At 71.4% G+C, this 13,294-nt stretch carries 13 protein-coding genes; 7 read left to right on the plus strand and 6 right to left on the minus strand.

The annotated features are described in order from the left end of the window. The first annotated feature begins 262 nt into the window (after positions 1-262). On the plus strand, positions 263-2,254 hold the full coding sequence (locus ACGFMK_RS47540) for a glycoside hydrolase family 31 protein (protein WP_392778225.1): 1,992 nt from the start codon (positions 263-265) through the stop codon (positions 2,252-2,254). 191 nt (positions 2,255-2,445) lie between these two features. On the opposite strand, the gene ACGFMK_RS47545 is transcribed toward ACGFMK_RS47540, so the two are convergent. After that, positions 2,446-3,045, minus strand: coding sequence for a hypothetical protein (locus ACGFMK_RS47545; protein ID WP_392778228.1), 600 nt, complete (start codon positions 3,043-3,045; stop codon positions 2,446-2,448). 139 nt (positions 3,046-3,184) lie between these two features. Between ACGFMK_RS47545 and ACGFMK_RS47550 the strand changes: the two genes are divergently transcribed. Beyond that, positions 3,185-3,316, plus strand: a complete 132-nt coding sequence (locus ACGFMK_RS47550) for a hypothetical protein (protein WP_392778231.1) — start codon at positions 3,185-3,187, stop codon at positions 3,314-3,316. 46 nt (positions 3,317-3,362) lie between these two features. On the opposite strand, the gene ACGFMK_RS47555 is transcribed toward ACGFMK_RS47550, so the two are convergent. Beyond that, the gene (locus ACGFMK_RS47555; protein ID WP_392778233.1) at positions 3,363-4,397 is read right to left on the minus strand and encodes a class I SAM-dependent methyltransferase; all 1,035 of its coding nucleotides are present in this window, start codon (positions 4,395-4,397) and stop codon (positions 3,363-3,365) included. A gap of 177 nt (positions 4,398-4,574) precedes the next feature. Between ACGFMK_RS47555 and ligA the strand changes: the two genes are divergently transcribed. Beyond that, a complete protein-coding gene (ligA, locus tag ACGFMK_RS47560; protein ID WP_392778236.1) occupies positions 4,575-6,566 on the plus strand; it encodes an NAD-dependent DNA ligase LigA in 1,992 nt (663 codons plus the stop codon). Positions 6,567-6,774: 208 nt separating this feature from the next. Here ligA and ACGFMK_RS47565 read toward each other — a convergent pair whose 3' ends face one another. Further along, positions 6,775-7,419 carry a TetR/AcrR family transcriptional regulator gene (locus ACGFMK_RS47565; RefSeq protein ID WP_392778239.1) on the minus strand — a complete coding sequence of 215 codons (645 nt, stop codon included), beginning with the start codon at positions 7,417-7,419 and terminating at the stop codon, positions 6,775-6,777. Positions 7,420-7,511: 92 nt separating this feature from the next. Here ACGFMK_RS47565 and ACGFMK_RS47570 point away from each other — a divergent pair, with 92 nt between their 5' ends. Beyond that, positions 7,512-8,105, plus strand: a complete 594-nt coding sequence (locus ACGFMK_RS47570; RefSeq protein ID WP_392778242.1) for an SRPBCC family protein — start codon at positions 7,512-7,514, stop codon at positions 8,103-8,105. Between the two features lie 26 nt (positions 8,106-8,131). Beyond that, positions 8,132-8,473, plus strand: coding sequence for a hypothetical protein (locus ACGFMK_RS47575; RefSeq protein ID WP_392778245.1), 342 nt, complete (start codon positions 8,132-8,134; stop codon positions 8,471-8,473). Between the two features lie 15 nt (positions 8,474-8,488). Here the strand turns inward: ACGFMK_RS47575 and ACGFMK_RS47580 are convergent, their stop codons facing one another. Then, positions 8,489-9,202, minus strand: coding sequence for a TetR family transcriptional regulator (locus tag ACGFMK_RS47580; protein WP_392778247.1), 714 nt, complete (start codon positions 9,200-9,202; stop codon positions 8,489-8,491). Between the two features lie 107 nt (positions 9,203-9,309). Here ACGFMK_RS47580 and ACGFMK_RS47585 point away from each other — a divergent pair, with 107 nt between their 5' ends. Then, on the plus strand, positions 9,310-9,723 hold the full coding sequence (locus ACGFMK_RS47585; RefSeq protein WP_392778250.1) for a hypothetical protein: 414 nt from the start codon (positions 9,310-9,312) through the stop codon (positions 9,721-9,723). After that, on the plus strand, positions 9,720-11,315 hold the full coding sequence (locus ACGFMK_RS47590; RefSeq protein ID WP_392778253.1) for a multicopper oxidase family protein: 1,596 nt from the start codon (positions 9,720-9,722) through the stop codon (positions 11,313-11,315). The genes ACGFMK_RS47585 and ACGFMK_RS47590 overlap by 4 nt, the downstream gene beginning before the upstream one ends. Before the next feature lie 94 nt (positions 11,316-11,409). Here the strand turns inward: ACGFMK_RS47590 and ACGFMK_RS47595 are convergent, their stop codons facing one another. Together ACGFMK_RS47595 and ACGFMK_RS47600 are read right to left on the minus strand one after the other, a co-directional pair. Next, a complete protein-coding gene (locus ACGFMK_RS47595) occupies positions 11,410-11,964 on the minus strand; it encodes a hypothetical protein (RefSeq protein ID WP_392778255.1) in 555 nt (184 codons plus the stop codon). 356 nt (positions 11,965-12,320) lie between these two features. Further along, positions 12,321-13,294: glycosylhydrolase-like jelly roll fold domain-containing protein (locus ACGFMK_RS47600; RefSeq protein ID WP_392778258.1), on the minus strand; the 974-nt coding region annotated here is incomplete at its 5' end.

Consider the following 13,294-nt stretch of genomic DNA (forward strand, 5'->3'; position numbering starts at 1 on the left):
GCCGCTGCACTGACAGCTCGGCGGCGAACCGCCGCGCCACCACGTACCCGGCGGCCAGCACGAGAAACGCTCCCACGGCTGCCGGTTCCGTTCTGCCGCAACGACATGCGGCTCACCCGGTCCGGATCACCGCCCGCTGCCGACCCGCAGTGCGAGCCGGCAGTGCCGTGAACCCTTGACAAGCAAGCCCGTCACCCTGTCTGCTTACTAGTGCGCGAATGAACACGATATCGAGCAGTTTCTCGCACTTCTGGAGGCTCGGGTGCAGGTACGGACTTCCCGGACGGCGGCCTGCGCCGCCGTCGGACTGGTACTCACCGGCGCCCTCGCGGCGCCCGCGGCGGCGGACCCGCTCTCGGCGGCGGCCTTCTCGGTCCCGCGCGGCGGTGACGCCCCGGGCTACCAGGTGCGCGTCGACACGGCCCGCCTCGGCGTCACTGTGTCGCGGGGCGGCGAAACCCTGCTGCGCACCGCGCCGGACGCGTTCACGTTCGGCGGCGCGGTGGCGACCCGCGTGCGGTCCGTCTCGAAACAAGGCGGCACCGTGGTCGCCGAGGCCGACAGCAGCGCGGGCAAGACCGTGACCCTGTGGCTGACCCCGCACGCGGACCGCTTCGACCTGCGCTGGTCGGTGGCCGGCGAGCCGGCGGGCGACCGGGCGACGCACTTCGACCTGGCCACGTCCGGGCACTGGTACGGCGGCGGCGAGACGAGCGAGGGGAAGCCCCAGCCCTACCCGCTTTCGGCGGGTGTGGTGGACGAACCGGAGTTCTCCCCCGCCAGCTACATGATGCAGGAGCCCTACTTCACGACCTCGAAGTCGGTCGGGGTGTACGTCCGCACCGCGCAGCCGATGAAGGTCGCGCTGGCGAACGGCCGCGCCGACCTCACGGTCACCGGGGCGGACGAGTACTCGGGCACGGTGTTCGTCGAGTCGAGCCGCCGCGCGGTCTACGACGACTACATCGGCGAGGTCGGCAAACCCGAAAAGAGCGACGCGACCGACGCCGAGTACGCCAGTCCACTGTGGAATTCGTGGGCGCAGTACTACCGGAACATCGACCAGGACAAGGTCGTCGCCTGGGCGCGCGACCTCAAGGCCGCGAACGTCGCCGGGCACACCGTGCAGCTCGACGACAAGTGGGAGTCGAACTACGGCAACCTGACCTTCGACGCGAAGACGTTCCCGGACCCGAAGAAGCTGGTCGCCGACATCCACGGGATGGGCCAGAAGTTCGGGCTGTGGACGACGTTCTGGATCAACCTCGACTCGGCGAACTACGGTTACGCCCGCGACCACGGTTACCTGCTGCACGCCAAGGCGGATCCCGCGCAGCCGTGCACGGTGACGTGGTGGAACGGCACCGCGGGGATCATCGACCTCGGCAACCCGCAGGCGCGCGACTGGTACACCGGGAACCTGCGCAAGCTGATGGGCGACTACGGCGTGGACGGTTTCAAGTTCGACACGCGGTTCTTCGACGACAGCTGCGCCACGTCGAACGGCCTGACCCCGCAGGACTACCAGAAGCTCGGCGCGGACATGACCGACCAGTTCGACCAGCAGGGCGCCGGCATCCGCACGCACTGGGGCAACCAGCGCTACGGCTTCGTCATCCGCGCGGTCGACGCCGACACCACGTGGGACGGCCTGCGCACGTCCCTGCGCCGGGCCTCGGCGATCTCCACCGACGGCTACCCGTTCGTCGAGACCGACATGATCGGCGGTTCCGAGAGCATGCCGCCGCCGTCGCGCGAGATCCTCGTGCGCTGGGCGCAGGCGGCGTCGCTGATGCCGCTGATGTACGCCTCGACGTCGCCGGTGTCGACCATCGACACCACCACGGGCAAACCGGTGACCTACCCCGCCGACACCGCGCGGCTCTACGCCGACGCCGTGCGCACCCACTCCAAGCTGGCGGGGTACATCCAAGCCCAGGTGAAGAAGGCGGTCGCGGACGGCTCGCCGATCATGCGGCCGGTGTTCTTCGACTTCCCCGCCGACCACCGCTTCGACACGATCGACGACGAGTGGCTGCTCGGCCCGGCTCTGCTGGCCGCGCCGGTGATCACGTCCGGCACGTCACGCGACGTCGTCCTGCCGGCGGGCCTCTGGTTCGACCCGCACACGCACCGCGTCGAGGTCGGCGGCCGCACCTTGCACGGCTACCCGGCACCGCTGGACACGACGCCGATGTTCGTCCGCCTCGGCGCGCCGGGGTCCGCCGGGCTGATCACCGCTCTGACCCACTGAGCCGGGCAGCGCTCACGCGGGGTCACCCGGGTGAGCGCTGCAGCGGCTCTCGAGCAGGCCGGTCAGGAGCCGATCCGCAACCGCGGCCCGCCTCGGACGGCACGCTGGGTCAGGTCGCATTCCGAGGGCGGCCCGAGGACAGACCGATGCGGGGCGAACCGCGCATCCGCGCGAAGTCGATCGTCCGGCCCCTACAGACAGGGCGGCTGGTACCCGTCGACGCGCAGGCCGCGGAAGTCGAGCCGGTTCGGGGTCTTGCCCACGAACACCAGGCCGCGCGCCTCGGTCAGGGCCGAGGCGAAGGAGTACGTCGGTGTGCCCAGCTCGGGCAGCGACGTCCAGGCGCGAGGTGCGAAGCCGAACCAGCGCATCACGAGCTTGCCGTGCGTCGAGGGCACGAGCGTCAGCCACTTGTCGCCGCCGCTCCAGTGCGAAGCCGGGCGCAGCTGGACGTAGAGGTCGTCGGTCGCGCTGTAGGTGAGCCGGAAGCCCGCCGACTTCGAGAGGTCGGCCTGCGCCTCGAACCGGTTGCCGAGCCAGAGGACGGCCACGTGCCATTCGGCGTTGAGGAACGTCACCTTGGCCGCGTACTGGTGGCCTTCGCGCACGAGCAGGCTGCCGGTCGCCGGCACGGTGGTGCCCTCGCCGCTCGCGAGCCACTGCTGGTAGCGGTCGATCGACGGAGTCGCGCACTCGCACGAGCGGGCCGGAGACGCACTCGCCGTTCCCGCGCCGACCAGCGACATCACCAGCACCAGGACAACAGCGGCGAACGGGACCCGGGGACGCATTCCGGGGAAGCTAGCAAAGACCGGCCACCGCCGCGATCACGTGTTTCGATGAGCGGGACCGTGTGGCGCGCGTCACGGAATGCCTGTCGATCTTCGGCGCTGAACAGGAGGAGAGAGCGTTCCGATCCGAGGGAGAGACATGTCCGCCACCACCACGCCGCAGGAGGCGTCCACCACGCCGGTCGTGCCCGTGCTCGACGACTTCGACTTCCCGCTGACCGACGGTGCGGCCTGCCGCATCGACGACCCGGACTGCGAAGCCTGCCAGTGAGCCCGAGCGCGGGCCGCCCGCTCCGACGGGCGGCCCGCGCACCCGGTCAGGCTGCCGGACGCTCGACGACGACCGTGGCCATCAGGGAGTGACCGACCCCCAGGCCCTGCTGGGACTGCTGTTCACACGCGAACAACGCCTGCGCGAGCCGCTTCGCCTGCTCCGGTGAGCCCGGCTCCCCGGCCGACGCGAGGACGCCGTTCCAGCGTTCGGCGAAGGCGGCGAAGAACGCCTCGACCCGCGGCGGCGCCTCGGCCACGGGTGGCTCGAACCGCAGCTGTGCCGCGCTGACGCCGGTGTTCCCGCGCGCGAGGTCGTTGAGCAGCGTGCGGTACGGCGGGATCCCCTGGTTGAACGCGCGGGTGGCGGTGTGCCGGCCGACGAGCACCGACCGGTCGGTGAAGGTCACCGCGCTCAGCCGGGCGCCGGCGGCGGTCGCGGCCTCGACGAGGGTGTCGTCGAGCGAACGGCGGTCGTAGAAGCTCATCCGGTCCTCGACCGTCTCGCTCGCCCCCTCGAAGAAGCTCATGTTGTACGCCCAGCGCGTCTCCGGCCAGCGTGGGGTCCACTCGACCGAATAACGTCCGAGGACATCGACGACGAGGACCGCGCGGTCGCGGGTCCCGACGATCCGCCGCATGAGGCCGGTGAGCACCTCGGCCGTGTCGTCGTGCGGCAGGTGGGAGTACGGCACGCCGCAGGACAGGTAGAGGTCGAAGTCGCCCGGCGGGAGCTCGGCACGCATGTCCGCGACCTCGAACCGCGCGGGCCGGCCCGCGTGCAGCGAGCGCGCGGTGTCGACCATGCCGGGGTCGAGGTCGACCCCGAGGTAGTCGAGCCGTCCGTCGTCGAGCACCGGGGCGAGACCGCCGTGCCGCTCGGTGAGCAAAGCGAGCCCGTCCCCCGTCCCGGCGCCGATGTCGAGCACGCGCAAGGGCCGGTCCGGGACCCGGTCGACGGCGTCGCGCAGAACCCGGTGGGAGACCACCTCTTCGAGCATGGTCTTGACCGGATCCCGGCGCTTGGGCGAGGTGTAGTGGGCTTTGGCGTCGCGGTAGGGCGTGGCGGCCGTCGTGTTCACGCCGCCTCCCGGACGCGGGCACCGTCGATCAGTACGTATGACGCGTTGCTGGTCGTGGTCTGCATAGCCGGATTCTGGCAAGGTTCGACGGCACCGGTGGGTGACTTTCTCCGATCATGCCGACTAGTCGCGGCCGGGATCGGGTTTCTGTCGGTGGCCACCGGTAACGTCTCCGCCGTGAACGCTCGGGAACGCATCCAGGAACTCGCCGATCGGATCGTCGTGCTGCGCGACGCCTACTACCGCGGCTCGCCCACGGTGGCGGACGCGGAGTACGACGCGATCGAGGACGAGCTGCGTGGCCTGGTCGAGGCGAACCCGGAGCTGGCGCCGGACCCGAACCCGCTGGAGCAGGTGGGCGCGCCCGCGGTGCTGCACGCGCCGATCCGGCACTCGCGCCCGATGCTGTCGCTGGAGAAGGCCACCAAGCCCGAGCAGGTCGCGGCCTTCTTCGAGCGCTTCCCGGGCCAGCCGGTGGTCGTCATGCCGAAGCTGGACGGCCTGTCGCTGGCCCTGGTCTACGAGAACGGGCGGCTGGCCCGGGCGGTCACCCGCGGCGACGGGACGACGGGTGACGACGTCACGAAGCTCGTGCGGGCACTGACCGACGGGATCCCGGGCCGGGTCGAAGCGCCGGGCCGCGTCGAGGTCCGCGGCGAGGCCGTGATGCTGCGGTCCACCTTCGCCGCGTACAACACTGCCCACCCGGACAAGCCGCTGATCAACCCGCGCAACGCCGCCGCGGGCACACTGCGGGCCAAGGACCCGGCCACCGTCGCGGGGCGGCGCCTGCAGTTCTTCGCCTTCGACCTCTACACCGAACCGGACAGCGCGGAAACCGACCTCGGCAGCGCGTTGCAGACGCTCGGGTTCACCGCCGCCGACATGCGGCGCTGCACCGACGCCGAGGCCGCGCAGGCCGTGATCACCACGATCGAGCAGCAGCGCAACGAACTGGACTACGACCTCGACGGCGCGGTGCTGCGGCTGGCCGACCGGGACGCGTACGCCGCCGCCGGCACCCGGTCGAGCTCACCCCGCGGCGCGCTGGCGTTCAAGTTCGCCGCCGAGGAAAAGACCACCGTGCTGTCCGATGTGGTCTGGGACGTCGGCAAGACGGGCAAGATCGCCCCGGTCGCCTGGCTGGAACCGGTGTTCGTGGGCGGGACGACGGTCACCCGCGCGACGCTGGCCAACCAGGAGGTGATCCGCGCCCGCGGCATCAAGATCGGCGACACCGTGCTGGTGCGCCGCGCCGGGGACGTCATCCCGTTCGTCGCCGGGGTGCTGGACGCCTCGAAGCGCACGGGCGCGGAGCAGGAGATCGTGCCGCCCACGGTGTGCCCGTCGTGCGGGCATCCGCTGACCGAGCAGGGCAACAGCCGGGAACTGTTCTGCACCAACGTTTCCTGCCCGGCCCAGACCGTGCGGCGGCTGATTCACTGGGCGTCGCGGGCGGCAGCGGACATCGACGCCATCGGCGGGGTCTGGATCGAACGGCTCGCCGAAACGGGCGACCTGGAGCACCCGTCGGACTTCTACGGGCTGACCAAGGAACGGCTGCTGGAGTTCGACCGCATCGGCGAGGTCTCGGCCGCGCGCATGATCGAGTCGATCGACGCGAGCCGCCAGGTCGGCCTGCGCCGCGCGCTGATCGGCCTCGCGATCCCGATGGCCTCGGAAGGCACCGCCGCCCGGCTGTGCCGAGCGGGCTTCGGATCGCTGGAGGACGTCGCGGAGGCGGGCGTCGACGGGCTCGTCGCCGTGGAGGACATCGGCCCGAAGGTCGCCAGTTCCCTGATCGAGCACCTCACCCGGCTGCGCCCGGAACTCGAGCGGCTGCGCGAAGCCGGCGTTTCGCTGGACGTGCGCGAGGAGGACCTCCCGCCGGTGGTCGCGGCGGGCGCGCCCCTGGCGGGCAAGACGGTGGTGATCACGGGTTCGATCAGCGACCCGCGCTCCGGCGAGAAGGTCCCCCGCCCGACGTTCCAGCGCCTGTGCGAGAAGGCCGGCGCGGCAATCGCGTCGTCGGTCTCGGCGGCCACGGACATGCTCATCACGGGCGCCGACGTCGGCGCCGCCAAGCTCACGAAGGCGGAGAAGTTCGAGGTCGAGGTAGTCGACCAGAGCGAAATCTGGCCCCAGCTGATCGCGGCGGGCATCGTCTAGCGCCGGATTCACCCGCGCGGCAACGGCCACCTCGGCACCCGGAGCAGTCAACCCACCGGCGCGTCGGCTCTGGCGTGAGGGGCACCTTCAGGGACACAAGGACCATGAGGGTGCCCCTCACGGCTTTGGTCCGGGAGCCGGCCGGCCGCCTTGCCGCTCCCGTCCGCGAGGCTGTACCCGGCCTCCTGGCTATCGCGGTCTGCCGCGGTCAGTTTTCCTGCAGGGCCTTGAGTTCCTCGTCGATCAGCAGCCCCGGGTCGAACTTCATGCCGGCGAAGTGGCCCGCCAGCTCGAGCGACAGCACGCCGTGCAGGCGGGTCCAGAAGGACAGCGCGCGATGCAGCGTCGCCGCGCCTGCCGGGTGGTCGAAGGCCCAGTCGCGGTGGTCTTCCAGGTGCGCGTCGAACGGGGTCGCCTTGTTCTCCGGTAGCGCGCCGGCCGCGTCGAGCAGCACCGTCATCACCTCGAACGAGATCGCCGTGATGTCGTCCGGTGCGTGGTAGCCCGGGACCGGGGTGCCGTAGATGAGGAAGTACCGCTGCGGATCACTGCGACCCCAGTCCCGGATGACGTGGGCCAGTTCCGCCAGGCCCGCGCCCGACGAGCGGGCCGCGCGGACCGTGTCGGCGAGGCTTCGGTACGCGTCGCGGATCAGGGCCGTGATCAGCTCGTCGCGGCCGGCGAAGTAGCGGTACAGCGCCGGGCCGCTCATGCCCACCTGCTTCGCGATCGCGTTGAGCGACAGCGCGGGCACCCCCGCCTCGGCGATCTGCTCCCACGCGTGCTGCTTGATCTCCGCGCGCACCTGCGCCCGGTAGCGCTCGCGGGGGCTCTGACCAGCTGGATCCGTCATGAGTTAGAGGCTATCACCTTTCCTATTGACACTCACGAGAGTGAAGTTATAGCTTCTAACTAACACAACGGCCACTAACACAGGAGCACCTGATGAGCCTCCGTTCCGCCTTGATCGCGATCCCGCTGGCCGCCGCCGGAGTCTTCGGCGTCACCGCCGCCACCCCGGCCGAAGCCGCGACGAGCCTGACCTGCCACGGCGTCGGCATCGACCCCGCCGCCCAGCTCCACTACCGGACCGAGACCCTGATCAAGGCCCCGCTGAGCACCGTCTGGAGGCTGCACACCGCCGTCGAGGGCTGGCCGTCCTGGCAGAGTGCCGTCGCCACGATGAAACGGCTCGACCCCGGTCCGCTGCGGCCCGGCTCGCGGTTCCGGTGGACCACTCCGGTGCCGCCGACGCCGACGACCCCCGCGACCACCCTGGTCATCACCTCGACCGTCCAGCAGGTCGCGCCGGGCCGGTGCATCCGCTGGACCGGGCCGGCGATCGGCGACGGCCTGCGCATCGACCGCGGCGTCCACGTCTGGACCTTCACCCCGCTGCGGAGCGGCGTCCTCGTCAGCACGGAGGAGAGCTGGACCGGCGGGCAGATCGAGGCCGACCCGGCCACCGCGATCAAGTACCTCGCCCCGGGCCTCGACGCCTGGCTGGCCGCACTCAAGACCACCGCCGAAAACTGCTGATACCCCGCAACCACAAGGAGAAACCGATGACCACCACCGCCACCGCCCGCAAGACCTCGCTGGCCGTCCTCGTCGCGGCCTGGGCCGTTCCGGTCTTCGTCGCGGGCCAGTTCGCCCTGCTCGCCGGAATCCCCGTCATCGTCGTGCTGGTCGGCACGCTGCGCGAGCCTCGCCTGCACGCCGTCCGCTGGTGGACCGCCGCCGTCACCGCGGTCTACGCCGGGTCGGTCGCGTTCTGGCTGCTCGGCCCGGGCGACGCCCCGAGCCTCTCGAAGTTCCTCAGCCCGGTCGCCACCGGCGTCTTCACCGCGGTCGGCGTCGCGGCCGCCGTCGCCCACCACATCGCCCGCCGACGCTCGGCCGAGTAACGGGAAGGGCCGGGCTCAGGCCGTGAACCGCGGGAGCGCCTCGAGCCCGGCTTCGACGAGTCCCGCCGCGCGGCCGACGTCGGCCGCGACCGCTTCTTCGACCGCCTCCGGCGTGCGGGTGACGTCCAGGTGCTTGGCCATCGAGCGGAACTGGATCTGCCAGAGCGCGACGAGCGCGGTCGCCAGCACCCGCGGTTCCGGGTCGTCCGGCGTGGTCCCGGACCGCTCGGCCAGCGCTTCGGCCGCGACGACGACGAGCTGTTCGGTCATCTCCAGCCGGTGTGCGCGCAGCGCCGGCGTGGTCGCGATCAGCAGGCCGAACCGCCGGGACTTCGTGATCGCCTCGGCCGGGTCGTCCTGCTCGGCGAGCCAGGACAGGACGGCGGCGCGCTCCTCCGCGAGGATCCGCAGCACCGCCTCGACCGGGGACACCCCGGGCTCGGCCAGGTCCGCCCGCAGCGCGGCCAGCGCCGTGTCCGGGTGGTCGAGGATCAACGACTCCTTGGTCGGGAAGTAGTTGAAGACGGTCTTCTCCGACACCCCGCACGCCTCGGCGATCTCCGCCACCCGCACGGCGTCGAAGCCCCGCTCGACGAACATCTCCGTCGCGGTGTCCGACAGCTGCTGGCGCATCAGCCGTTTCTTGCGCTCGCGCAGCCCTTCGACCTCGCCGGGCTCGCCGTCGCGCCGGGCACGCAGGGCCCCCCAGTTCACCGTTCGCGGACTCATGCTGCCAGCTTAGTGCACCGGCCTGATATTTTCTGCTACAGTAATTTTTCAGCGACAGAAGCTGGTTGCTTCCTCCCGCGAAGTCCCCCGGAGAAACGAGTCTTGTGATGGACCCTGTCCGCAACCCGATCAGCCGCGGCGCGCTCGTGCTGCTCCGGGCGGGCGCCGTCGTCGCGGCCGCCCTCGCCTGCCTGCAGCCGGTGCTGGCCGGCGCCTTCCTGCAGGGGCACTACTCGATGCTGGCCGCGCACCGGATGTCCGGCATGCTCTTCGCGCTGGCCCTGCTGCCGACGCTGCTGGCGGCCCTGGTCCTGTGGCGCGGAGGCCGCGGCCCGGGCCGGCCCGCACTGTTCGCCGCACTCGCGCTCGTGCTCTGCGCCGCGCAGATCGTGCTGGGCTTCACCCGCGACCTCGTCGTCCACGTGCCGCTCGGTGCCGTGCTGCTCTACCTCGTCGTCCGGATCGTCCTGCTCTCCTGGGCGAAGCAGCCGGTGGCGCGCTACGCCGGGGTCCCGGCGTGAGCCCCGCGATGAGCCGCCGCCGGTTCCTCGGGGTCGGCACCGTGGCCCTGGCCGGCGCCGGTGCGCTCGCCGTCGCCGGGACGCCGTTCCTGCGCGAGCTGTTCGCCGACGGCCAGCCCGGTCTCCTGCTGACCAGCCGCGCGCCGGTGCCGGCGGCGTTCCACGCCGAGCTCCCGATCCCGCCGGTGCTCGCGCCCGTCCGCACCGACGCGACGACCGACTTCTACGAGATCGTCCAGCGGCCGGCGAAGCTGGGCATCCTGCCCGGGCTGACCACCGACGCGTGGACCTACCACGGCAGTTTTCCCGGCCCCACCCTGAAAACGCCTGCGGGACGCAAGGCCGTGGTGACGCACACCAACCAGCTGCCGCACCCGATCGTGGTGCACCTGCACGGCGGCCACACCCCCGCCGAGAGCGACGGCTACCCCACCGATCTCATCCATCCGGTCGGCGGCGAGCAGCGGGGTTCCTTGACGGGCATGGCGGCGATGTCCGGGATGGCGGGCATGGCGAAGCTCGACTCCGGCGGCGGGCAGACCAGCCGGTCCTACACCTATCCGCTGGACCAGCGCGCCGCGACGCTCTGGTACCACGACCACCGGATGGGCTTCACCGCCGCCAACGTCTGGCAGGGCCTGGCCGGGTTCCACCTCGTGACGGACGACGAGGAGGCGGCTTTGCCGCTGCCGCAAGGAAAACGGGACATCCCGCTGATGATCTGCGACCGGTCGTTCGGCGCGGACGGCTCGTTCACCTACCCCGCGCTCGCCGGCGGCCAGCAGCTGCCCGGCGTTTCGGCGGCCTACATGGACGGTGTGCTCGGCGACGTCATCCTCGTCAACGGCGCGCCGTGGCCGGTGCTGCGCGCCGACCGCGCCCGCTACCGCTTCCGGATCCTCAACGGCTCCAACGCCCGGCGGTATTCACTGTCGCTTGACCCGCAGCCGCCGGGAGGCGGCGCGCTCGTCCGGATCGGCAGCGACGGCGGCCTGCTGGCGAGCCCGCTGACGCACGACAGCATCGAGGTCTCCCCCGCCGAGCGCTTCGACGTCGTCATCGATTTCGCCCGCTACGCGCCGGGAACGCGCGTCCGGCTCGTCAACAAGCTCGGCACGGGCAGGACCGCCGAGGTGATGTGCTTCGACGTCGGCACCGACGGCCGCGTGGCCGACGACAGCCACGTCCCCGCGAAGCTGTCGGAGATCGCGCCCCTGGACCGGTCGAGTGCCACGACGACGCGGGACTTCCTGTTCCAGAAGTCGTCCGGCGCCTGGACGATCAACGGCGTGCCGTACACCCCCGGCCACGACCTGGCCCGTGCCCGTCTGGGCACGACGGAGGTGTGGCGGTTCACCAGCGACGTCCACCACCCGGTGCACCTGCACCTGAACCACTTCCAGGTGCTGAGCCGCAACGGCCGGCCGCCGGGCCCGTGCGACGCGGGCTGGAAGGACACCGTCGACCTCCGCCCGTCGGAAGCGGTGGAGGTGGCGGTGAAGTTCACCGATTACGCGGGCCGCTACATGCTGCACTGCCACAACCTGGAGCACGAGGACATGGCCATGATGGCGGACTTCTCGACGGAGTAGCACGCACGACAGCGCACACGACGACGGCCCACCCGGGGTCTCCGGGTGGGCCGTTCCGTCATTCCGGCGAGCCGGAATGTCCGTTGTGGACGCCTCAGCCGCCGAGGATGGCGAGGATCTGGTTCAGCAGGTTGACCAGCGCCTGCAGGTTGCTCAAGGGGCCCGGGTCGAGCAGGCCCGCGATCGCGCACAGGAGGTTGCCCAGCAGGTTGCCGGGACCGGCGTCGGCCGTGATGTTCAGGTGGACCTGGTTCAGGTGCACCACGAGGCCGAGCAGGTTGAGATCGAGCGGCCCGAGCACCAGGTCGAGGATCTGGCACGACGCGGCGGCGACGCCGACCGGGACGGTGACGGCCTGCGAGACGGTGCCGACCTGCTGGCCGGCGGAGTCGACCATGGTCAGGTCGGCGACACCGTTGGCGAACGTGCCGGCGCCGTCAGTGGTGAAGTCGCTCGGGGTGAAAGTCCCGGTGGCCGTACCGGTTCCGCCCGACGCGTCGGTGAACGTGCCGGCGATCGGCGCGGTCAACGCGGGAACGGCGGGAGCGGCCGGCGCCGCGGAAGCCGTGCCGGCACCGGCGAAGAAAGCTACGAGACCGGTGACGAGCAGGGCGACGACCGCGGAGCGGCCGAGCTTTCCGATTCTCACTGTGTGCTCCTTTCCGAAGGTTTGTTCGACCTCCGAGGAATGCACCGAAAGGGCCGGGGGAAAACGGCCGATCGGGAAGAATCCACAGTGAGCAATCTCAACTGATCGACACCACCGCGGACCGTAACCAATCCGGCGGCCGGTCGTCTACACCGGTTTTTTCCCTTGCCCGGCGGGTTTACTGAGGCAGAGCGCCTGCCCACCGTCCCCAAAGGACACTGTAACACGAGCCGGGCGCCGCACCACGGAAAATCGCGCTCGACCGAACGGGCTTTTCCATTCGACTGAATGCCGCACCCGTCCTTATGGGACATTCCGGGGCGCCGTGTATCACTGTAACGTCCGAAGTGGACATGTCACCGGGGACCGGGGGCCAGCGGCACGTCGACGAGGCGGTACGGCCGCAGCGCCACCGGGCCCAGCAGGCCGGACGCGAGCACCTCGCCGCGCGCGTTGGCGCCGGTGTTGGTGACGCGCACCCGCACCCGGTTCCGGCCTGGTCGCAGGGCCGCGGTCACGTCCACCCGGTACGGCGCCCACAGCCGGGAACCGACCCGGCGGCCGTTGACCTCGACCTCGGCCACCTCGTGAACCTCGCCGAGGTCGAGGGTCCACCGGCGACCGGGCGCCGCGGGCACGTCGAAATCCGTTTCGTACCAGGCAGATCCCGAGAAGGCCGGGTCCAGGTCGGTCCACGAGCCGAGCGGACGCGTGCTCACCGGCGCGTCCGGACGATCGAAGTGGAACGCCCAGTCCGCACCGGACAAAATGGCCGTGAGCGGATCGGAAACCGTGGCAGCGCCGGAAAGAGTCCGGCCACCCGCATTCACAGTAACGCTGACCGGGCCCGGCGCGGTCACGCGCACGGTCGCGGCCCGGTCGCCGACGCGCTCCACCGGCGCCGACGCCGCCACGGCGTGCGCGGGTTCCCGCCCGGCGCCGAACACCACCAGCAGAGTCGCCTTCGGCTCGAGCCGCAGCACCACCGCCGTGGTGCCGGACGACGCCCGCCGCCACACCCCCGCCGGGGTGGCGGTGCCGGTGTCGGGGTCCCACACCTCGGGCACGCCGGTCGCCGGGAACGTCGCGGTCAGGTCGACCGCCGCGGCCCGTTCGTTGAGCACGACGAACCCGGGACGACCGTCGGGTTCGAGACGCAGCACGCGGACGTCGTCGTGGCGCGGGTTCAGCGCCGCCGCCGCGCCACCGGCGGTCACCGCCGCGGCCGCGGCGGCGACCGGGTCGGCCGCCCGGACCGCCGAGCGCGCGGTGAACAACTCGTTCAGCGCGGCTCGCAGGCCCGCGTCGTCTCCCCCGGCCTCGCGGGCCG

It is taken from the genome of Amycolatopsis sp. NPDC049252, assembly GCF_043197175.1.
Taxonomy (GTDB): Bacteria; Actinomycetota; Actinomycetes; order Mycobacteriales; family Pseudonocardiaceae; genus Amycolatopsis.